This window comes from Dyadobacter sp. HNCC25DJ185, from assembly GCF_056895195.1.
Map to the genome: position 1 here is coordinate 19667 of NZ_JBXHAR010000002.1, position 23018 is coordinate 42684.

The 23018-nt window shown below is 44.9% G+C and carries 17 protein-coding genes and 1 tRNA gene; 12 read left to right on the forward strand and 6 right to left on the reverse strand.

The window, feature by feature from the left end; translation table 11 throughout:
* The first annotated feature begins 45 nt into the window (after positions 1 to 45).
* The 3 genes from AC1XUF_RS05420 to AC1XUF_RS05430 all read left to right on the forward strand — a co-directional run bounded on the left by AC1XUF_RS05420 (position 46) and on the right by AC1XUF_RS05430 (position 5355).
* Positions 46 to 1152, forward strand: a complete 1107-nt coding sequence (locus tag AC1XUF_RS05420) for an efflux RND transporter periplasmic adaptor subunit (RefSeq protein WP_483340651.1) — start codon at positions 46 to 48, stop codon at positions 1150 to 1152.
* Positions 1153 to 1192: 40 nt separating this feature from the next.
* Positions 1193 to 4366 carry an efflux RND transporter permease subunit gene (locus tag AC1XUF_RS05425; protein WP_483340652.1) on the forward strand — a complete coding sequence of 1058 codons (3174 nt, stop codon included), beginning with the start codon at positions 1193 to 1195 and terminating at the stop codon, positions 4364 to 4366.
* A gap of 86 nt (positions 4367 to 4452) precedes the next feature.
* Positions 4453 to 5355: a bestrophin family protein gene (locus AC1XUF_RS05430; protein WP_483340653.1), complete on the forward strand. Its 903-nt coding sequence runs from the start codon at positions 4453 to 4455 to the stop codon at positions 5353 to 5355.
* 52 nt (positions 5356 to 5407) lie between these two features.
* On the opposite strand, the gene AC1XUF_RS05435 is transcribed toward AC1XUF_RS05430, so the two are convergent.
* Positions 5408 to 6802, reverse strand: a complete 1395-nt coding sequence (locus AC1XUF_RS05435) for a DUF4270 family protein (protein ID WP_483340654.1) — start codon at positions 6800 to 6802, stop codon at positions 5408 to 5410.
* Positions 6803 to 7275: 473 nt separating this feature from the next.
* On the opposite strand from AC1XUF_RS05435, the gene AC1XUF_RS05440 reads away from it, so the two are divergent.
* Both AC1XUF_RS05440 and AC1XUF_RS05445 read left to right on the forward strand, forming a co-directional pair.
* On the forward strand, positions 7276 to 8319 hold the full coding sequence (locus AC1XUF_RS05440) for a Kelch repeat-containing protein (RefSeq protein ID WP_483340655.1): 1044 nt from the start codon (positions 7276 to 7278) through the stop codon (positions 8317 to 8319).
* 83 nt (positions 8320 to 8402) lie between these two features.
* A complete protein-coding gene (locus tag AC1XUF_RS05445; protein WP_483340656.1) occupies positions 8403 to 8666 on the forward strand; it encodes a DUF4907 domain-containing protein in 264 nt (87 codons plus the stop codon).
* 10 nt (positions 8667 to 8676) lie between these two features.
* Here AC1XUF_RS05445 and AC1XUF_RS05450 read toward each other — a convergent pair whose 3' ends face one another.
* Positions 8677 to 9777 (reverse strand): endonuclease/exonuclease/phosphatase family protein, encoded by a 1101-nt coding sequence (locus AC1XUF_RS05450; RefSeq protein ID WP_483340657.1) that lies wholly within the window; start codon positions 9775 to 9777, stop codon positions 8677 to 8679.
* 169 nt (positions 9778 to 9946) lie between these two features.
* Between AC1XUF_RS05450 and AC1XUF_RS05455 the strand changes: the two genes are divergently transcribed.
* The 3 genes from AC1XUF_RS05455 (at position 9947) to infB (ending at position 14889) form a co-directional block, all read left to right on the forward strand.
* Entirely contained in the window at positions 9947 to 10429 is a 483-nt protein-coding gene (locus AC1XUF_RS05455) for a ribosome maturation factor RimP (protein ID WP_483340658.1), read from the forward strand.
* Positions 10430 to 10516: 87 nt separating this feature from the next.
* Positions 10517 to 11758, forward strand: coding sequence for a transcription termination factor NusA (nusA, locus tag AC1XUF_RS05460; protein ID WP_483340659.1), 1242 nt, complete (start codon positions 10517 to 10519; stop codon positions 11756 to 11758).
* A gap of 71 nt (positions 11759 to 11829) precedes the next feature.
* On the forward strand, positions 11830 to 14889 hold the full coding sequence (gene infB / locus AC1XUF_RS05465; RefSeq protein ID WP_483340660.1) for a translation initiation factor IF-2: 3060 nt from the start codon (positions 11830 to 11832) through the stop codon (positions 14887 to 14889).
* A gap of 118 nt (positions 14890 to 15007) precedes the next feature.
* On the opposite strand, the gene AC1XUF_RS05470 is transcribed toward infB, so the two are convergent.
* From AC1XUF_RS05470 to AC1XUF_RS05480, 3 genes are all read right to left on the reverse strand, one after another.
* Positions 15008 to 15085, reverse strand: a tRNA-Val gene (locus tag AC1XUF_RS05470).
* A 60-nt stretch (positions 15086 to 15145) separates the two neighbouring features.
* Complete coding sequence (locus tag AC1XUF_RS05475) at positions 15146 to 16459, reverse strand: MFS transporter (RefSeq protein ID WP_483340661.1); 1314 nt, start codon at positions 16457 to 16459, stop codon at positions 15146 to 15148.
* A gap of 84 nt (positions 16460 to 16543) precedes the next feature.
* Positions 16544 to 17002, reverse strand: a complete 459-nt coding sequence (locus tag AC1XUF_RS05480) for a hypothetical protein (RefSeq protein ID WP_483340662.1) — start codon at positions 17000 to 17002, stop codon at positions 16544 to 16546.
* Between the two features lie 127 nt (positions 17003 to 17129).
* Here AC1XUF_RS05480 and AC1XUF_RS05485 point away from each other — a divergent pair, with 127 nt between their 5' ends.
* Positions 17130 to 18761, forward strand: coding sequence for a T9SS type A sorting domain-containing protein (locus AC1XUF_RS05485; RefSeq protein WP_483340663.1), 1632 nt, complete (start codon positions 17130 to 17132; stop codon positions 18759 to 18761).
* A gap of 12 nt (positions 18762 to 18773) precedes the next feature.
* Positions 18774 to 20789 (forward strand): thioredoxin domain-containing protein, encoded by a 2016-nt coding sequence (locus AC1XUF_RS05490; RefSeq protein WP_483340664.1) that lies wholly within the window; start codon positions 18774 to 18776, stop codon positions 20787 to 20789.
* On the opposite strand, the gene AC1XUF_RS05495 is transcribed toward AC1XUF_RS05490, so the two are convergent.
* Positions 20786 to 21304, reverse strand: coding sequence for a DinB family protein (locus AC1XUF_RS05495; protein WP_483340665.1), 519 nt, complete (start codon positions 21302 to 21304; stop codon positions 20786 to 20788). The genes AC1XUF_RS05490 and AC1XUF_RS05495 overlap by 4 nt on opposite strands.
* 63 nt (positions 21305 to 21367) lie before the next feature.
* Here AC1XUF_RS05495 and AC1XUF_RS05500 point away from each other — a divergent pair, with 63 nt between their 5' ends.
* Entirely contained in the window at positions 21368 to 21916 is a 549-nt protein-coding gene (locus AC1XUF_RS05500; RefSeq protein ID WP_483340666.1) for a hypothetical protein, read from the forward strand.
* A 157-nt stretch (positions 21917 to 22073) separates the two neighbouring features.
* Positions 22074 to 23000 carry a hypothetical protein gene (locus AC1XUF_RS05505; RefSeq protein ID WP_483340667.1) on the forward strand — a complete coding sequence of 309 codons (927 nt, stop codon included), beginning with the start codon at positions 22074 to 22076 and terminating at the stop codon, positions 22998 to 23000.
* Positions 23001 to 23018: the final 18 nt, after the last annotated feature.

Genomic DNA, 23018 nt, shown 5'->3' on the forward strand with positions numbered 1-23018 from the left:
CCCATTCTAACCTAATCGAAAAACACCCGAAAATTTCCTGATGACATGTTGATAGATAAAATGAAATATTACTCCGTGGCCTTGTTTCTTTTCACCGTGATTTCCTGCGGCAAAAAAGATCAGCAACAACAACCCACTCAACCACAGGCGGTACCGGTTACCTTAACTCAAGTAGCCACAGCGGAGGCCTCCTATTACGATGAATACCCTGGCACAGTAGTCCCACTGAATGAAATTGAGTTACGTCCGCAAGTAACCGGGTTTGTCACCGGAATTCATTTTAAAGATGGCGCCAGGGTGCGAAAAGGACAATTACTCTATTCCATCGATGCACAGCTTTACAATGCGAATTATGATCAGGCAGTTGCCAATCTGAATGTTCAGGAAGCAAACCTTTCACGCGCACAAAAAGACGCAGACCGTTACCATGAGCTTGAAAAAAACGATGCGGTCGCCAAGCAGCTGGTAGACAATGCAGACGCAGCCCTGGAAGTTGCAAAAAGGCAAGCTGATGCCGCCAAAGCGAATATAAAGGCCGTTCAGACCAGTGTGAACTACACCAAGGTTACGGCACCGTTCGATGGTATAATAGGTATCTCCCTTGTAAAGGTTGGTGCTGCCGTTTCCGCTGGGCAGACCGTCCTGAACACCGTTTCAACGGATGGACAACTCGCTGTGGATTTTAATGTGGATCAGAAAGAGATATACCGCTTTACAAGCCTGCTCAAAAGTCAAAAGGCATCAGATTCGACATTTACATTAAAATTCGGAAATGAAATTTACCCTGCAAGTGGAAAAATAGCGTTCCTCGACAGGGCTGTTGACCCACAAACTGGAAGCATCAAAACCCGCCTTATTTTCCCCAATTCGTCCAATCAGCTCCGTGCAGGTATGAGTGGTACCGTCCGCGTGCTCAACAATGCGGCCAACAAATCGATCGTCATTCCATACAAAGCAGTCACCGAACAGCTTGGTGAGTTCTTTGTGTACGTTCAGGGCGACAGCAGTAAAGTAAGCCAGCGCAGGGTGGTGCTTGGCACACAGATCGGCACTAACATTATTGTGAAGGAAGGGCTCAAAGAAGGGGAAAAAATCGCGGTGGAAGGAGTTCAGAACCTGAGAGAAGGCGCAGTTATCAAGGAAGGCAAATAGTCGGCTCCTCCTTTACTATTATCACTACAACCAGTAAAAAATGATTGCAGATATTTTTATCAAAAGACCGGTAACAGCCATTGTTGCTTCTGTGGTACTGGTCTTGGTGGGCTTAATCTCCTTAACGACATTACCCGTAGCACAATATCCTGACGTTACCCCCCCTACTGTTTCCATTACCGGCAACTTTACAGGTGCGGATGCCCAGACGGTAGAGCAAACGACTACCACGCCGATTGAAACACAGATCAACGGTACGCCGGGCATGACCTACATGTCCAGTAACTCAACAAGCAGCGGGCAAAGCAGTATCAACGTGACTTTCGATGTGGGTACTGATGTCAATATTGCCGCATTGGACGTTCAGAACCGGGTGAGCGTGGCCGAGCCGACGCTTCCAGATGCGGTGAAGCGTCTCGGGTTGACGGTTAGAAAGCGTCAGCCGAGTATCATGATCGCACTCGCCCTTTACTCGCCCAATGGCACCCATGACGCTCAGTTCATTGGTAACTATGCCAACATATACCTAAAAGACGCATTACAGCGTGTAAAAGGTGTCGGTGATATTATTTCGCGGGCTGATGATTTTGGTATGCGTATCTGGCTTGACCCCGATAAGCTTGCCAATCTCAAAATGACACCTTCGGATATTTCTGCCGCGCTTGCCGAGCAGAACCTGCAGGTAGCAGCCGGAACCGTGGGTGGCACGCCACAGCCCAACATGCAGAGCTTTGAATATAGCGTATTGACCAACAGCCGTCTGAATACAAAGGAGCAATTTGAAGATATCATTGTCAGATCGTCGCCTGAGGAAGGCAGTGTCGTATACCTGCGTGACGTAGCACGCGTTGAACTTGGAAAGTTTGATTATGGTGTAAATGCATTTGTGAGTGGTAAACCTGCTGCATTTGTGCTGATCTACCAGGCTCCCGGCGCCAATGCCCTGGCCACCTATCAAGGCGTTATGAAAGCCCTGGAGGAGATGAAAAAGACATTTCCAAAAGATATCGATTACGTCATTCCGACAGAAACGGCCACGGTGGTGCAGGTTTCTATTGAGGAGGTACTGCATACCTTTGCAGAAGCAATGATTCTCGTTGTGATTGTGGTTTTCCTGTTTTTGCAAAACTGGCGCGCTACGCTCATCCCCATACTTGCTATCCCGGTTTCCCTGATTGGTACCTTTATTTTCTTTATTCCTTTTGGTTTTACAATCAATACCCTGACACTCTTTGCATTCGTACTGGCAATCGGAATTGTGGTGGATGATGCCATTGTGGTGGTGGAAGCTGTACAGCATTATATTGATGACAAAAAGATGTCGCCAAAGGACGCGACCGTTCAGGCGATGAAAGATATATCCGGTCCTGTTATTGCGATTGCATTGATTCTCGCTGCTGTGTTTGTCCCGGTGAGCTTTGTTCCTGGGATCGTTGGCCGGCTTTACCAGCAATTCGCTATCACAATTGCTGTTTCCGTACTTCTTTCCGCATTCGTGGCGCTTTCATTGACGCCTGCCTTGTGCTCGATCATGCTGAGACCTTCCAAAGGGGAGGCAGACAAGAAAAACTGGCTGGAGAAATTTTTCGACAAGTTCAACAAATGGTTTGACCGCGTATCTCACGGTTATACCCGTGGTGTAGCCAAATGGATCAAAGCTACCCCATTGGTTTTGGTAATGATGGTTTGTCTCTTTGTGGGTTTGTTCTTTTTATTCAAAAACAAACCGTCCGGATTTATCCCTGTGGAAGATGAAGGCCGTCTTTTTGTTACCTATGAAATGCAGGAGGCTACTTCCACGAACAGGAACGTGGCGATGATCAAAGACATCATGAAGCGGGTGTCCTCTATCCCGGAAGTACGGGTAGTGGGAGGTTTGGCCGGGCTGAACATCCTTAGCTTTTCCAACAAGTCGAACGTAGGGACTATGTTCGTAAACCTCAAGCCCTGGGCCGACAGGAAAGGCGCTGAGCACCACGTACAGGCAGTTATCAAGGAAATACAGAAACGCACAGCGGATATCAAGGAAGCAAGGGTACTTGCAATCGCTCCGCCTGCGATCCCCGGTCTGGGCGCAACATCCGGTTTTACATTTGAGCTCCAGCAATCGACTAGCACAGATAACATCCAGCAATTTGAGGCGGTGATGCGAAACTTCCTCGGGGCTGTCAACAAGAGGCCGGAAATTGCCATGGCTTACACATTCTTCAACGCGAGAACGCCAAGCTATCAGATTGACGTTGATCGGGACAAAACTAAAAAATTAGGGGTCCAGGTGAACGATGTGTTCAGTTCCCTTTCCACGCTGCTGGGCAGCACGTACGTCAATGACTTCAACCTTTATGGAAGGAATTTCAGGGTAATGGTCCAGGCCGACAGCAGCTTCCGTTCGTCCCTCGACAAAATTCAGAAATTCTACGTACGTAACCGCGCAGGTAACATGATCCCTTTGAGTGCGCTGGTGACTTCCAAGGTCGTAGAAAATCCTGCATTGATATCCCACTACAATATTTACCGTTCAGTGGAAATTAACGGAACACCGAAACCAGGTTTTAGCAGCGGCCAGGCCATCAACGCCCTTCGTGAGGTGGCACAGACCCTGCCGGCAGGTTACAGCTACGAATTTTCGGGTATGAGCAGCGAGGAGATCAAGGCTGGCGACAGCACCACGACCATATTTGCAATTTCGATCGTATTTGTATTTCTCTTTCTGGCAGCGCTTTACGAAAGTTGGTCAATACCTTTCTCGGTACTTTTTGCTGTGCCTATCGGGGCATTTGGTTCCATTCTTACCCTGACTTTGCTACCCAATCTGTCCAATAATATTTATGCCCAGATCGGGTTGATTACGCTGATCGGGCTGGCCGCGAAAAATGCGATCCTGATTGTGGAATTCGCTAAAGAACGGGTTGACGGCGGCATGGAGCTGGTGAAAGCCACGCTTGAGGCAGTACAGTTACGCCTGAGGCCAATTATCATGACTTCCCTAGCGTTCATTCTGGGAGTATTGCCGCTTGCATTTGCCAGCGGTGCGGCAGCCGAATCCAGGAAAACCATTGGCTGGACAGTATTTGGAGGTATGCTTGCTGCGACGTCGCTTGCGATCTTTGTTGTCCCGGTACTCTTCGTAGCAATAGAAAAGCTAGCAATGGGCAAAAAACATGCTCAGAGTCAAGGAAATGAAGATAAACCCGGTGAACCGGTTGTAGCATAAAATCTAAAAAATAAGTAAAGCGGAGTCAGGTCAAAGTCCTGGCTCCGCTTTTTTAGTTACCTTTCAAAAATTTGATTATAGATGCTATGTATGTAAAACAAGTTTTCTCTATCTGGCGTCTTTTGAAAGGAATATGGCTGGGACTATTGGCTGTTACCGCCTACGCAACACTCGTTTTTTATCTTTATAGTGTTCAAAACTGGCATTTCCTCTCTTTCCCGATTTCCATTATCACGATCCTGGGCACCGCGTTGTCGTTATTGCTCGGCTTCCGGACCAACTCGGCCTACGACAGATGGTGGGAGGCCCGCAAATCGTGGGGAGCGATTGTTAACGACAGCCGGACGCTGGTAAGACAGGCCCAGGCATTTATTTCCACAAACAAAGATGAGAAAAGCGTGATCATTTCGAACATCGCCCATCTCCAGATCGCCTGGTGCTTCGCGCTCGCGAATTCACTGAGAAAGGAGCCTGTGCTGGTTTACGCCGACTTGCATTTACAACCTGCCGAGCACGACTATGTTGCAAGCCAGGACAATATCCCGAATGCCATTTTGAACCTGGTGCAGTTCAAATTAAACGAGGTTCATCGGGAGGGAAAAATGGAAACATTATTATATCAAAACATCGATCAGACCATCCAGCGGCTGTGTGAATCGATGGGACAGTGTGAGCGCATTAAAAACACCGTGTTCCCGACGCAATACAGCTTTTTTGTGTTGCTAGTCATCTTCATTTTTACATTGATACTTCCGATGGGCCTGGTGGAAAGCATCGGCAGGATAGCGATCCCGATCACTTTTACAATTTCCTTTTTGTTCTTTTACGTTGAATGGATCGCCTATATCCTTCAGAATCCATTTGAAAATGGGCCTAACGATATCCCAATGACATCGCTTTCAAGAACCATTGAAATTAATTTGTTGCAATTGATTGATGCCGATAAGATCCCTGAAAAAATCCTTCCGAAGAACGGCGTAGTCATGTAAAAAAAGCGGATCACCTTCTGGAAATCCGCTCTCTTCAAAAACTCTTAACAACTTATTCGTCAACTCTGACAGTAGTGTAATATAATTCCAATTTCACGCCCGGATCGCTGCTCCTTTGATCTCCTATCACCAGCCTGTTTAAACCCTTTGTAAATTCCGTGTTGGCATCGGGATAGCTGGTCGATTGACCATTGAATGCGGACGATCTTAACAACAACCCTCCTACATCGCCAAATTCACTCGTCAACAGTTCGGTAACGTAGGAAGTTACATCAAGCAGATAGTATTGCCTGTTATTTATAACATCATTGACCAGCTTTCCGGTAATCCCTGTTGGGGAGCCTGTTGACAAGTTGTACAAAGGTAACGGAAACCCGTCTGAGCCAATGTAATATTCGTTATTCGCGTTGATCCTGAAAACATGGATTTCCGGCGGCGCTTTCAACTGATCCGTGACCGAAAGCCTCACCGGCGTAATACGTAAAAACGCTTTGTTTGCAGCAGTATATTTGGTGTCGCGGAGCTGGCGCAGCGTTGGCAGGTCAACCCTCAAGGAAATTCCCGGTCCGGCCTGGATAAAGCCCATATTGCCTGTTTGGTCGGATGGAGTCGAAAGCCTTTGATTACGCGCCAGATTTGCTACCGGAGTACCTGTACGGTCTCCAATGATCTGGTTATACGATGCCGTTGTCTTAAAAACAGTTGAATCTTTTCTTACGATGTCGACATCAGGAACATGGTAATGCATCTGAATACGCGTACTGTCAATGCTAAAGCCGATAACCGACCCGTTATCCGTCGCTGCAGATTTAATCGTCAAACCTGCAACAAGGTTTATCCATTCCTGATTGGAGGAGAGAAGGTTTGACTTTCCCTTTTCAAAAATATCCTTCCCCAATACGTCAGAAAGCCTTATTACTAACTTTTTAGATCTCTTTGGCATGGGTGTTAAACTCACCTTACCCAGGGCAACAGGGTCAAATGGCGTAGTATTGGTGTTATAATAAGCGTTTTTCCCAAGAATGTCCTCGAGCAGCCTGTGTACTGAGATATTCAGGACTTTGGCAGTATCCCCATAAGAATACTTATCATAGGTCAACGACAAGACTAATGAATCATATTCTGCATTGGATGGGATCGACAAACCAGACTGTATAGTTGGCTGAAAGAAAGTAGCAGTCTGAACCTTCCCGAAATAGGGGTCAATGTATCTTCCCACCAGCAGACGTGTCGGGGCTCCCGTCATCACAGAATCTGCCAAAACCGTAGAAAGCTTAACTGTGGTAGTGTCCGAGAATAAAACAGCAAAGTCATCCGGGTTAGGCTGAACGAGTGATTCAATTTGGTCACCCCATTGACAACCAGCCAGTGACAAAGAAAGCCCTATGATGAACAGAAGTTTATGAGCTGTTGAAGATCCCCTGGAGGAAAACGAGAAAAATTTCATTTAGTGCAAGAACAGTAAAAAGTGCAAAATTATCACATGTACACTTAAATACAATATGAAACCGAACAATTCGGTAAAATAGAAAGGGAAAAGGGATTTGCAACAAATCCCGGAAAGCCCACGTATCGTTTTCAAAGAGATTAAAAGTTTACCTTAGCAAGCCTGAAAAAGTGGCAAAACAGTCCTAAAACGTCAGATAGGTAAGGCTATTTTAAACGGATAACAAGAAAATTGCTTTTAGACCTTCACATTGCAAAGTGAGCAACAATGCATTTATTTTTGCGTTACAAGTAACTCGCAGGTTAAAGTTTTGGACAAAAAGTACTTTATAATTTTACTTAGCAGGTTCAAGATGTTATGTTTGCAAAAATTTTCAATAAAACACATTTCATTTGTTGGCCTGTAATATCAACCAAAAACTGAAAATATTTTATCTGGATTCATCTGTAACAATTAGTCAAACTATAATTTTCATGTTTAATACTTTAAAAAAAGCTTCATTAGCCCTTCTAGTTGCTTCCACCACCTTAGTTCAGTTTAGCTGTAATAAAAATGATCCGGAGGCGGAAAAAACGGGTAACTGGTACCGCCAGGGGCTTCCAAGCTTTGGTGGGTCCGGACGGACCGGCGCTGTAAGTTTTGTGATTGGCGACGTTGGATATATTGGGACTGGTTTCACAAATGAAACAGTGTCTAGAGTAAAAGATATGTGGGCTTACAATGCTCAGACCAAGATATGGTCGCAGGTTGCGCCCTTTATTGGATCAGGAAGAAATGGTGCTACTGCATTCGTTCTGGGCGGCAAAGCTTATGTTGGAACAGGATATGACCAAGTCCTGACTGTCGATAATGGTTATAAAAAAGACTTCTACCAATACGATCCCACCGGCAATAAGTGGAAGGCGGTTGCCGATTTTCCTGGTACGCGGCAGTATGCTACCTCATTTGTATCCAACAACCGGGCTTATGTAGGCCTGGGCTATAACGGCAGCAATTATTTCCAGGATTTTTATGAATATGATGCAACAGCCGATAAGTGGACTGAAATTGCGACTTTTATTGGAGGAAAACGCTATGGTGCGCTGGCTTTTACGGTAGGAGGCAAAACCTATGTAGGATTTGGAAAAAGCAACTCGACTCAAAACACCAAAGACTTATACAGCTTTGATCCGGCTGGAAACGGAGGAACCGGTTCATGGACACGGATAGTGTATGCTGATAACGAAACAGATGAGGCCGATTTTCCAGCGCGAGCTTTTGGCTTTGCACTCGTAATCAACGAGAAGGCATATATTGTTGGCGGGGAGAGCAGGTCTGACGTTTGGGAATATGTTCCTGGCACCAATCAATGGACAGAAATGGCTAAGTTTGAAGGTGGAGCGAGAGGATTTGCAGCAGGCTTCTCAGTGGGTACGTTAGGTTATTTTGGTACGGGTAGTTCAAGCGGTTCTGGTGGTGTGGACGATTTCTGGGCATTCGACCCAACGGTAGCAGTTAATGACGACGATAATCAGTGATTAGGAAAAGCAAAGTCAGTCTCCTGATTATTTGCGTACTGGCCTTCGCAGTTGCAGTTTATTTCTTCCATAAAAAGAGAGATATGAAACTGAACGGCGAAGGCCTTTCTCATTTCAAAGTGGAGACATTCAAAAAACAGACCGGTTGGGGATACCGGATCTACCAGGACACTACGGCGGTGATTGAACAATCATATATTCCTGGTGTGCCAGGAACGGTGGGCTTCCCTAATGAGGAACTTGCCCGTAAAACCGGTCAGCTGGTGCAACGAAAATTGGATCAGGGATTATTTCCACCTACAGTAACTGCACGGGAACTGGATAGCCTGGGGGTTCCTACCAACTAATTTCTCCTGGTTACCTTTTGGCGCCGAACCGATACGTGCCCATGATCGGATAATGATCGGAATATTTAACCTCATTAAAGGTTCTGAAATTAGTCAGCAGCAATTCACGAGGGGTGAAGAATTGATGGTCAATCCGAATAAAATAAGGGATGTGATTAAAGGTAAAACCAAATCCTTTTCCCATCTCTTCGAACCCGTTATGAAGGGTCCTCTTCAATTTCCCGTATACGTAACCATACGGTACCTCATTAAAATCCCCGCATACAATCACCGGATAGGGGGACTCCTCGATCCAGGATTCAAGGAATTTCAATTCAACAGACCGCTGTATAAATCCTTCTTTCATCCGGTCAAAAGTAAACTTACTCTCTCTTTTGATGCCCTGCATCCCACTCTGATTAGCAAGCTTGCTCAAATTAAGTGTCATGGAATATAAGTGCAACCCAATTACCCGGACTGTATCATCCCGAACTTTGATATCTGCCTGGATCATACCATTCTGCGACTCGAAAACGGTGTCTCTTGAAGCAATGATCGGATACTTTGAATACAATGCCAGCCCCCAATAGCATTCATTGCATTTATGTAGCCGCATCGAATATTTCGAACAATACCGATACCCGGCACGTGTCAATGTTTGTTTTAGGTTAAATAGCTTCGTTGCATCCTCATAATATTCGGGCATACAAAGTATATCTGCAACCGACTCAGCAACCCAGTTCTTCATGGATGCTATATCTTCTTTGTATCCGGGATATTCAATTGGGTCCACGTTTTTCATGAAAACGTGGGTATTATAACTCATCACAGAGAATGTGTCCTTACCAGATATCTCGGCATCATCCCGTTTGCTGCCAAATGTATAAGTCCTGGGTAAAAAAATGCAGCCCAGCAAAAGTAGGATAACAGGTAAAAGTGCCTTCTTCCGCTCTACCAAAAGCCATATCGGAACAGATAGGATATGAACCACGATCACAATGGGAAATGACATCATGACAAACCCAGAAAGCCAGCCGTCAAATGGTATCCAAAATATCAGCGCGTAGACCAATAGTGTGTAAAAAGCAAAACATTGATATAAAAACCACAAAAAATTCTTTAATCGCTTCATGGGAGGTTCAAATCCTTTTTTTTGGCTAAAATACGCGATGCATGTCAAATTGGAAGACTTTTTCCGGCTTGTACTTGTGATAAAATAGTTTTACCTTTGCATCAAATTCTAGTTTGATCGATTGATTGAGGGGGCTTTAATCCCCTTTTTTATTTGTAGTAAGCCTTACATGACAGTAAAAGAACATATAGAAGTCTTATTAAATCCGCTTCTTGAAGACGGAAATTGCTTTTTGGTTGACATCATTACCAAGCCTTCCAAGGTAAGTCAGAAGATTTCTATCCTTGTTGATAATGATGAAGGAATTACTATACAGCAGTGTACATCGATCAGCAGAAGATTAGCTAAACAACTTGAGGAGCTGGACTTCATTTCAGAACCATATACATTAGAGGTTTCTTCTCCCGGACTGGACCAACCGTTAGTCTTGCCGCGTCAATATCAGAAGAATGTGGGCAGGAACCTGAAAGTGACCCTCAAAAATGGTGAAGCGCTTAGTGGTACTTTGATCAGTGCCAGCGAACACGAGATTTCTATCAAGTTACCGTTGCCGAAGAAAAAGACTAAAACACCGATTGATGAATCTACCTTATTGCGAGACATTCGCCTGGAAGAAATTTCGAAGGCTTTGATAGAAATTTCTTTTAAATAAACTTACAACGCGGAATCATTAAGCCGGTTTGTAATCAATTATATAATATGTATAACTTAGTATCAGCAAATATTCTTTACACAAGCAATGGATAGCGGAATATTAATTGAATCATTCGCGGAGTTCGCAAACTCCAAAAACATAGATCGTCCAACCATGATCAGTGTTTTGGAAGAGGTATTTCGTACGATGATTCGCAAAAAATACGGCACCGACGACAACTTTGACGTGATTATTAACCCCGAAAGCGGGGATCTTGAAATGTGGCGCACACGCGAAATCGTGGATGACAACTCCGAAGATATATGGGATTATAACAAAATCCCTTTGGCGGAAGCACGGAAGATTCAGAGTGACTTTGAAGTAGGTGAAGAAGTTGCTGAGGAGGTCAAGCTTGTTGAATTCGGCCGCAGGCTAGTTCAGACTGCGCGGCAGACACTCATCCAGAAAATCAAGGACATGGAAAAAGAAATCATGTTCGAGAAATATAAGGATCAGGTGGGCGAAATGATTACAGGCGAAGTTTATCAGACACTCAGACATGAGGTGATCATTATGGACGGAGAGGGTAATGAACTTTCGCTTCCCCGTACGGAACAAATTTCAAAGGATCGCTTCCGTAAAGGAGAATCAGTTAAGTCTGTGATTCATAAAGTCGAAATGAACAACGGCTCTCCGAAAATAACATTATCCAGGACATCGCCGGTCTTTCTTGAAAGATTATTCGAAGTTGAGATCCCGGAGATCTATGATGGAATCATTTCGGTCAGACGGGTTGTTCGTGAGCCAGGGGAACGTGCTAAAGTTGCCGTTGAATCCTACGACGACAGAATTGATCCGGTGGGGGCCTGCGTCGGTATGAAAGGATCCAGGATCCACTCCATTGTGCGTGAACTTGGAAATGAAAATATTGATGTGATCAACTATACAGATAACCTTGAACTGTTGATCAGCAGAGCTTTAAGTCCTGCAAAAGTAAGCTCTATGCAGATTGACCGTGAGGCCAAACGTGTTTCCGTATTTCTGAAACCGGATCAGGTTTCTCTGGCGATCGGTAAGGGAGGTCAAAATATCAAACTAGCCGGAAAACTGGTTGGAATGGAAATTGATGTGTTCAGGGATATTGAAGAACAGAACGACGAAGATGTAGACCTTACCGAATTCTCCGATGAGATTGACGAATGGATCATCAGTGAGCTTCACAAGATAGGTTTGGATACTGCGAAAAGTGTACTTGCCCTGAATAAGGAGGAACTTGTAAGAAGAACAGATCTGGAGGAAGCGACAGTTGAAGAGATCATGGAGATCCTTCGAAAAGAATTTGAATAATAATAACTTGGCAGATTAATCATTAGGAATGATCTGCCCCACTGCAAAACTTTTTTCTACAAATTGCTAATATGGCAGAAGATAAAATGATGCGCCTTAGCCAAGTGGCACGGATCCTGAACGTAGGAATTACTACGATCGTAGATCATCTGTCTGCCAAAGGGTATAAGGTGGAAAGTAACCCGAATACCAAAATTAATGCTGATCAAATAGAGTTTCTTGCAAAAGACTTCAAATCCGATGATCTAAAATCTTCTCTTTCTCAAAAACCAACACCTGTTGAGGTTCCGGTCGAGGTGAAAGAAGACAAAGTCAAAAGTGACGTTGACGGAATTCTTTATTTCCGCAACTCTCAAAAAACAGAAGAAAAACCGGTAGTTGAGGAGCCAGCGCCTGTAGCGCAGCCTGCCTTTGAAAACCGCTTACCTGGAATTAAGGTTGTTGGAAAAATTGATCTGGATGCCAAAAGGCCCGGTCCATCTCAAACAACAGTTCCCCCAATTGAGGAACCGAAAAAGGAGCCTGTAATTGAAAATAAGGTGGACAGCCCAGCGCCAGCTGAAGTAAAGGAAGAGGTTAAACCAGAACCTGCACCGGTCGAAATCAAGCCTCAAACTGAGATTCCAAAGGAAACACCTGTTGAGATCCCGGCAAAAGCAGAACCCGCTGAAGTAAAAGTGGAACCGGCCCCGGTTATTGAGCCTACGGTTGAGAAAGCGCCGGAAATAGAGGCTGTTGCTACACCACAGGAATCCGCGCCCGAAATACCTGTTGTGAAAACGGAAGTGAAGGAAACCCGCGAAACAGAAGTTTCGACCGGCGAATCTGAATTAATTGAAGCAAAAGGTGAGCAACTACGTGGCCTGCGCGTGGTGGGTAAAATTGAATTACCTTCGGATAAAGTAAAGAAAAAAGACCCCGTTGCGTCCAGCGACTCCTCGGCAGATAAAAAACGTCGCAGGAAAAGAAAGCGAATTCGCGATGGAGCGGTGGTGGCAGGCGAAAACCGGCCAGGTACAACCCCTACTGCGGAAATTGATCCGGCAACCGGAAAACCACGGGAAGCTGCATCACCGGCCGGAAACAGACCGGGTAATAGACCCGTTACACCCGGTGGCACAACTACTACACCTGCTACAGGTGCTAACCAGCAAGGTGCCGCCAAAACCGGCCCTAATAATCGCCCAAATACGAATAACAATCGCAGAGGGGGTAAAAGGGAGGAAGTATCTGACAAGGAAGTATCTGACAACATCAGGGCAACAATGGCCCGGATGGGTGGCGGTAATACAAAGAACGTAGCCCGTGGAAAAGGTAACCGCCGTCGCGACCGTGGAGATCAGAATGATCCTAATGGCTTCGGAGAGGAGGAAACAAAAGTATTGCGCGTAACGGAATTCGTTTCCGCAAACGACTTGGCTTCTCTCATGGATGTTACCGTGCAGGAGGTAATTTCGGTTTGTATGAGCATGGGAATGTTCGTTTCGATTAACCAACGTTTAGATGCAGAAGCGATTACTTTCATAGCAGACGAATTTGGTTTTGAGGTCGCCTTTATTTCTGCTGAGGAAGAAGTTCAGAATGACGTTCAGGAAGAAGTAGATGACGAAGAAAGCCTAAAAGAAAGAGCTCCGATTGTCACTATCATGGGACACGTGGACCATGGTAAAACCTCTCTTCTCGATTATATCCGTCAGGAAAACGTAGCCAGTGGCGAAGCAGGTGGTATCACCCAGCACATTGGTGCGTATAGTGTGAAAACGAAAACCGGAAAACAGGTAACATTCCTGGATACCCCGGGTCACGAAGCATTTACCGCGATGCGTGCCCGTGGTGCGAAAGTTACGGATGTCGTAATCATCGTGATTGCTGCCGACGATAGTGTAATGCCGCAAACCAGAGAGGCTATCAACCATGCCCAGGTGGCTGGTGTGCCCATCGTTTTTGCATTCAGCAAGGTGGACAAAGCAGGCGCAAATACTGAAAAAATACGGGAGGAACTTGCTAATATGAACCTTCTGGTGGAGGAATGGGGTGGTAAATACCAGACTCAGGAAATTTCTTCCAAATCCGGATTAGGTATTGACGAACTCTTGGAAAAGGTATTGCTTGAAGCGGAGCTGCTTGAATTAAAAGCCAATCCGAACCGTCGCGCAATGGGAACGGTGGTGGAAGCCTCCCTCGATAAAGGCCGCGGTTACGTCACGACTATCTTGGTGGAAACCGGAACTTTGAAAGTCGGAGACGTAGTATTGGCTGGCGCTCATTTCGGCAAAGTAAAGGCGATGACCGATTACCTCGGGAAGAAATTGAAAACAGCGGGCCCATCCATGCCAGTGCAGTTGCTCGGTCTGAACGGAGCTCCACAGGCAGGCGACCGCTTCAATGTTTTTGAAAATGAGCGAGACGCCCGTGACATAGCTACCAAGCGTGAGCAGATCCAGAGGGAACAGTCTATCCGTACCCGCAAGCATATTACACTTGAAGAGATCGGACGCAGGAAAGCCATCGGCAGTTTCCGTGAGTTGAACCTGATTGTAAAAGGTGATGTGGATGGCTCAGTTGAAGCACTTTCAGATTCCTTGCTACAGCTTTCAACGTCAGAAGTACAGGTCAATATTATCCATAAGGCTGTTGGTCAGATTTCCGAATCCGATGTTAACCTTGCTATTGCATCTGATGCGATCATCGTTGGCTTCCAGGTTCGGCCTTCTTCAAATGCCAAGAAAATGGCAGAACAGGATCAAATTGAGATCAGACATTACTCGGTTATCTATCAGGCAATTGAAGAGATTAAGGACGCTATGACAGGAATGCTTGCTCCTACGATTGAGGAGATCATTACTGGAAATATCGAAATCCGTGAAGTCTTCAAAATTAGCCGCATAGGAACAATCGCAGGATGTTATGTGACAGACGGTTATGTGAAACGTAACAACAAAATCCGTGTAGTCCGCGACGGAATCGTTCTTTACACCGGTGAGATCGATTCGCTGAAACGTTACAAAGACGACGTTCAGGAAGTTCGGAATGGTTATGAGTGCGGTTTGAGCATCAAAAACTACAACGACATCGAAGTTGGCGACGTCATCGAAAGTTTCGAATTGCGCGAAGTAAAACGGACGCTTTAAATAAGAGAATCATATCACAAAAAAGAACCCGCACCAATGGTACGGGTTCTTTTTTGTGATATGCCGAAAAGTTCTCACAGGTTTACGAAGATGACAACCTTTGTCAGACACAATTAATTGGTAGGACGTAGCGGGTTCGAACCGCTGACCTCCGCCCTGTCAAGGCGGCGCTCTGAACCAGCTGAGCTAACATCCTGTATAGTTTCAAATGCGGTGTATGCAGCCGAATGGTCTTATTTGGAACCGCGATATTAAATCAATTTTTGTTACGATCCAATTCAAAATGGTAAACCTTTCTGGAAGGAATGCGGTAAAGTAGTATCAAGCCAAGGACAAAGATTACCAGCAAAGCGAGAATGCTATTTCTCATACTTCCCGTCACCTGCTCCACCATCCCATAAATGAAGGTACCCATTACAATCGCGAGCTTTTCGGTAACGTCATAAAAGCTAAAATACGAGGCCGTGTCCGATACATTTTCAGGGATTAGCTTAGAATAAGTGGAACGGGACAATGACTGTATACCGCCCATCACCATTCCAACGGTACAAGCTATCACATAAAACTCCATAGCCTCGGTGGTGTAATAAGCGCCGGTGCAAATCCCAACCCAGATCGCCACACCAATCATTAGCGCATAAATATTGCCAATTTGGCCTGATAGCCACGCAAACGTGTACGAACCTGCAATGCCTACCAGCTGAATGAGCAGGACCGTAATGATTAAGCTCTGGGATGGTAACTTTAGTTCGCTGGCCCCAAAAATGGTGGCCACATACATCACAGTTCTCAAACCCATCGTATAAATAAAAAAAGCACTGAGAAATTTAGCTAAATAAGGCTGCTCTTTTAATCGACCATATACTTTTCTCAACTCGCGAAAACCGTTAAATATCCAGTTTCCAGATTTTTCTTTACCGGAACTGCCTGACGGCAGGTAGTGAAATGGGATTTGAGCAAACAATATCCACCAGGCTCCGACAGTAAAAAAAGAAATACGGGCCGGGAGAGATTTTTGGGTGATCCCATAAAATTGCGGAGCCAGGATCATACTAAGGTTGAATAGGAGCAATAAAACGCTTCCGAGATAACCCAATGAAAATCCACGGGCACTATAATGATCAAACCTATCCTCCGTGGCAATTTCAGGGAGGTATGAATCATAAAAGACAATACTTCCGCTCCAACCCACCAGGCTTAGGCCAAAAAGAAAAACGGATGAGATCAGCGTGTCTTTTGTGAAAAAATACAGCAGCATGCAACTTACTGCTCCCAGGTAGCAAAAAAACTGCATAAATCGCTTCTTTTTACCTGTGAAGTCAGCTATTGCCGTACAAAGCGGTATCAACAACGCCGTGATCAAAAACGATGCGGATACTGTGTAAGAGAACAAAACGGAACTTTTGATTTGAACACCAAAGAAATTGACATTGGCGTTTCCCGACGCACTTAGTGCAGTGGCACTGAAATAAACCGGAAATATGCTTGAAACAATCACAAGGGCGTGCACCGAGTTAGCCCAATCGTACATACACCATGCATTGACAATGGTGCGATCATTTTTTCTCATTCATTCTAAATTTATCACAAAATAAGAAAAGCGACAGATTATATCCGTCGCCCTCTTCAACAAATTGTATTTCATTTTGCCGGTTTACTTGATCACAGGTTGAAACACCATAATGGTTTCCTGATCCACACCCCCCACCGGCATCTTACTTTTCAATCTTAATTTGCTGTTTGTGAGCTCCTCAACACCAAACTCACCAGAAAAACCTGAAATTTTAATATCCAGTGTGGCGTTATTATTGATCAGATACCAGGTTCCTCCATTGATTACCTGCTTTGAATTTTGATCGATTGCTTTGGTAACATTATTTTGCAGGAACTGAATGTCCATAACCTCCTTGATCGCTTGGGTCTGCAAATTCAGTTGATTGAAGGGAATATCTTTGCCGGTCAAATCGGTAACCGTCGACATACGCCACGGATAGTTGATCAGTATTTTATCCTTTTCTGTCAGCTGCGGCGTTTCAGTATTATCTTTGTTTTTGTCGCAGCCCGATAACACAAGCGCAAACATCAGTGGGGCAAATAGCAATAGTCGTTTCATAGCGAATGTATTTTATGTTTCAGGCGATTTGTTTAAGACGCTGATCAAATTGGAAAATGCTGTGCGCATTCATGGAAAAATCAAATTACACACATTGCAAATTAACGAATTTGTCTCGTCAAATCTTATGATTGATTATACTAAGATCTGTTTAAAAGTATTTTGCCACGCTATTTTCTTAATTATCGCGATCTGCGAGCCAGGAAAGTCGCAGGATTGCCAGCCCGGTTATGTGCTAAATCCCGTGACGGTCAACAATACCATTGAATGGAATAAATTTCCGGAATTTTCCCTCCCCTTTAAAATTATTTACAGTGGCCCCAGATTTGGCGATACGCAGTCATTACCTCTGAAACACGGTTTCAGTCATATTTCCGCATTTAACGGACCCGAACCCGGCTCATTAAATGCGAAAAATCGGGCGATACTCTGGTACGGGGTCGCTACGTCAAGTGGTAACCAGCCCTGGGCAGATAATACCCTGCGAAGTCCGTGGGGAAACGATACTGCAGCTTATCGAAGCTACTGGGACAACTTCGGATCGACCATTTTCGAAGCCGACATTCTCTGTCTGGACATTGAACGAATGCAGCGGGAAGACAGGGACATTCTTGCGCTAAAAAGCAATACCGCCATCCCCCAAAATTACCGGGGCCTTTCAGACCCCGATTTCTTATTTGTTTACAAAAGAGATATGCGCTGGTGGTATACTGAAGCGGTCAATCGGCTGAGGGCAAAGGGTGTTAAGAGTACAATAACCAGTTACAGCGACGTTCCGGTTCGCAATACCTGGCTCAACATTACTTCAAACAGCTGGCAGGACTGGACAACAAACCTGGCCCGTACACACTATCTCACACAGGATAACGCCGGCAAGATCGGTGGTAGCTTTTATCATGCACTGGATTTTCTATCACCCTCGCCTTACTACTATTACGGATACGATCACCCGATCGGCAAGGACTATCTTTCCTATCTCTTATTCAATATTGAATCCAATACAGCATGGAGTGATAAGCCTGTGATCCCGTTTGTATGGATGCGCGTCCACGACAGTTACGACCCTACCACCCCGCTCATCACTTCTTTTATGGCTGAGGCGACGGCAATTTTTCCTTTCTTTTCGGGCGCAAAAGGTCTGTGGCTTTGGGAAAACCCTTTTCTCTCAAGCGATCGTCAGGAGAATTATGGTACCTATGAACATTTTATTTACGGACTGTACCGCCTCTCGGCATTCAACGATATGTTCGAGGGTTCCTATCAACTTGTTATACCAGAGCCAGCGCGTGACCTCATGGAAAAACAGACTCCTGTTTGGCGCGGCGTTGTAAAAGGAAGTGATATTCTAATCGCCGCTCAAAACCCTTATGCTGCAGACAATCAAACGACAGACATCGTGGTTCGTTACCAAAACTGGTTAAGGACCATCAGTTTGAAAGGTAAGGAGGTCTTTCTCTGTAAATTTGATTTGAACGATGTGATCAATTCAACCCAGCCATTCTTATCTGACGCGTACGTCTACCCCAATCCAGTAAAAAATGAAATGCAGGTTTTTCTTACGGGTGCTAACGGTAACTCGGATGTAGAACTATCCATCGTAAATGTAAAAGGTCAAAAAGTCCTAACCAGAAAATTGAAAGCCATTGCCGGGAAGACCGAAGAGGTTATCCCATTGCCCGACATTGCATCTGGTATATATTTTGTCAGGTTTGCAGGTAAGTCAAAGACAATCGTCAAAAAGGTGGTTGTTATCCAATAGTATCCCAATTTCATGAATCGTCTAAGTCAGCAAACCAGCCCTTACCTTCTTCAACACGCACATAATCCGGTGGATTGGTATCCATGGGGAAATGAAGCACTCCAGAAGGCAAAGGATGAAAACAAGCCTATCCTGGTGAGTATTGGCTACTCAGCATGCCATTGGTGCCACGTAATGGAACGCGAATGCTTTGAAAAAGAACCCATTGCTGCTGTGATGAACGATCATTTCGTTTGTATCAAAGTGGACCGGGAAGAAAGGCCGGACGTGGACGCCGTGTACATGGACGCCGTGCAAGCGATGGGCGTTCGAGGTGGCTGGCCACTCAATGTGTTTTTACTGCCAGATTCAAAACCCTTCTATGGAGTGACCTATCTTCCGCCGCAAAACTGGGTTCAATTACTTAAAAGCATCAATGATGCCTTTAAAAATCATTACAGTGAGCTGGCGAATTCCGCCGATGGATTTATCCAGAATATGATTACTTCCGACAGTGAAAAATATGGATTGGAGGAGAATAATGGCAATTATAATCTGGCTGACCTGGATCTCATGTTTGAGAAGCTGAAAGGAAATTTTGATACAAAAAAAGGCGGAATGGACAGGGCACCGAAGTTTCCGATGCCGTCCATTTATAAATTTCTGCTCAGATATTATGATGTGAGCCAAAATCCGGAAGCATTAAGACAAGTCGAACTTTCTTTGAACAGGATTGCACTAGGCGGAATTTACGATCACGTCGGTGGAGGCTGGGCACGTTATTCGGTTGATGACGAGTGGTTCATCCCCCATTTCGAAAAAATGCTTTACGATAACGCCCAGTTACTGAGCATTTATGCAGAAGCTTATTCTCTGACTAAAAACCCACTTTACGCAGACAGGATCAAAAGAACGATTTCATGGCTTAGCAATGAAATGCTCAGTCCTGACAAGGGATTTTATTCTGCCCTAGATGCCGACAGCGAGGGAATTGAGGGTAAATACTACATCTGGACCGAAGAGGAGCTCAAAGACGTTCTGGCGGAGGATTTTGAGTGGTTTAACAAAATCTACAATGTCTCAAAAGCCGGAAATTGGGAGCATGGGTACAACCACTTACACCTGACCGATGTACCGGAGCAGATAGCGGAAAGAAAAGGGCTTTTATCGGAACAGTTCAGAATACAGTATGAGCATGCTCTGAACAAGTTATTCGGGAAACGTGCAGAGAGGATACGCCCAGGTCTGGACGACAAGATATTGTCCTCCTGGAATGGCCTTTTAATTAAGGGATTAACCGATTGTTACCGGTCACTTGGCGATGACGATATCCGTGAGCTTGCAGTTTCAGTCGGCCTGTTTACCCACAATCACATGACCTCTGAAAATAAATTATGGCATAGCTATAAAAATGGAAAGGCTACAATCACGGCGTTTCTGGAAGACTATGCGGCTATTATCCAGGGGTACCTCGGGCTATATCAAATCACGTTTGATGAACAATGGATTGAACGGGCCCAACGACTTACAGATTACACCATCAGCAATTTTTACGATCACGAAGAGGGCTTTTTCTATTTTACAGATATTGATGGCGAAACGCTGGTAGCACGCAAAAAAGAATTGTTTGACAACGTGATTCCCGCGTCAAACTCTATCATGGCCGAAAATCTGTACCTGCTTGGTCTGATACTCGATCGTCATGATTACGCCAAAATATCGGATAAAATGCTTTCCAAAATGGGTAAGCTGCTTCTTGGTGACGTTCAGTGGGTAACTAATTGGGCAGCTTTATATTGTTACAGGACCACCCCTACCGCCGAAATTGCCATTGTCGGGGATCATGCGGATGCCCTCAGAAAAGACCTGGACCGTTTTTTTATCCCCAATAAAATAATAATGGGCACCAAATCAGTATCCAATCTTCCCCTACTTCAAAACAAAAGCGATATCAACGGCCAAACCGCGATTTACGTTTGCTATGATAAAACCTGCCGGCTGCCTGTCAACAAAGTCGAGGAAGCATTGGATCAACTTGTGCAATCTTAGAGCAAAGGATAATAGCGTTCCCGGATTACATTCAAATGATGTATGGGGTGCCCAAGAATCACAAATCCTAGTGCCAGCGGCGAGATCTGGGTCTGAAATGCAATGCCCGGTCGCTGTATCATTGCTTCGTCCATATTACGGAAAAGCGCAATCGTGCCGGATCTGACCAGGGAAAACTCTTCCATCAGGTCATCAATCGTTCGTTGGTTCGCTATTGTATTGGCACCGTATATCTCCTCATCATAACCTGCCAGGATGGTTTTATCGTTTCTTGAAAAGCAGAGCGCTCGATAAGACATAATCCGCTCATTATCTATCACATGCTGCAAAATATCCTTAACAGTCCACTTATTTTCAGCATAAACTTTATCACCCAGATCGCTCAACTTCTGAGGTTCACAATATAGTTTTTCCGGTGAATATTTATCAAATGCGTCGAAGATATCGATGTCCTCAACCAGGTTAATATAACGGTCGAAGAAAGGTGGCATAGGGTTAATGTCAGATCTTTTCATAAGCGGAAATGTTTTTATTGTTTGAACTAATATGATTACATTTGGTTAGAAATCCTCTTAACATTGAAAAAAATACTGCCGATAGGATTGTTGGTTTTACTGCTCTACAACACGTTTGGGCTAAGTTTTGCTGTTCTTTTCTTCGAGGAAAGCTACCAGTTTGCCTCTTCCGGGAACCAGGGGAATCAGAAATTACTGAAGATGTATCTTCCATCCCTCCCCTATTCCGGTAATCTCGAAGTATCTCAAGAAATCCAGGGTCTTCTTCGTCAGGATGGCGATTTTTACAACCCCACTGAAATCCGTCACGAAAACGATACGCTCTACGTCACTTTACAATCCAACCAGGCTGCAAGGGATCATTTTTTTGAACTCGCCCATGCAATGCAGACATTCAGTTCTTCAGAAACAGACACGCCGCAAAGTCCCTATGGAAAAATAATCAAACAACTGAGTAATCTGGTCAAAGACTACGTTCCCGAAAGTGTCGGTTTTCAGTTTTCATCGGTCGAATTCTTTCCGAATCAATCCACCTACATTTCTCTGTTGTTTCCGGCCGACTATCTCCCGTTCAAAGCATTGCTATCTACCCCGCCCCCGGAACTAGCCTGAACAGTTACTTTTCAAATGCTGCTAATTCTTTATTTTGATTGTTTGGCTTGGTGACTATGGTCTATTTTGACCATGATTATGCTAGCCGACCAATGAGGATATTTTGGCTGTCTTAACAGCGACTTCTTCAAGATTTTTAATTTCAAACTCACTGTATATGCAATATACTTTACAAGAGTGCAGACGAGGACTGGCCATATTGGCAATTACCCTTGTCGGTTCTATAGCTTCCGTTTTCGCCCAAATGCCCAATGACGCCATTTATATGGCAAAAAACACGGCTTGCCTTGCGGTGTCGTATACGCACAGTTCCTGGGATAAGTACTGGGAAAACTCCCTGTTGCGCGAGAACCTCAATATAGGCACACATACTACCCAAAGCGTCATGCCGATGCTTGCAGTAGGAATAACAAAAAACCTCAATGTCATTGCAAGCGTCCCATACATTTGGACTCAGACCAGCGCGGGCAACCTTAAATGGCAAAAGGGTTTTCAGGACGCGTCTGGTTGGATTAAGTATCGTTTTCTCAACAAATCTGGCCTGTCGCTCCACGCAATTGTCGGCGGCTCCATTCCGGTAACCGACTACATCCCTGATTTTCTGCCGATGTCGATCGGTTTGCAATGTAAAACGGCCACAGGCCGCTTACTGGCCAGCTATCGTCATAAGAGTGGGATATACCTCACCGCGTCGGGAAGCTACATACTACGAAGCAAGATCAAAATCGACCGCGATTCGTATCAGGCGGATGGCAAGCTTTATAACACCAACATCGTATCTGTTCCGAACGCATATGATGCCGCTGCCCGGCTCGGTTATCTCAAGCATGGCCTGCAGGCAGAGGGATATGTGGAACACAATGCCTGTGACGGAGGAGATTTTATCCGTCGTAACGACATGCCTTTTCCCACCAATAACATGAAAACCACCTCGGTAGGCTTTTACGCCAAATATCAACCCAAAAACCTGGGCATCAATGCCCGCGCTGTTTATGTAGTCGATGGCTCGAATATGGGAAAAAGCACCACGTACTCGGCTGGTGTCCTTTATCAATTCAGGTACGCCAAATCGGAAAAAAAATAAACACTGACACTATTTCAA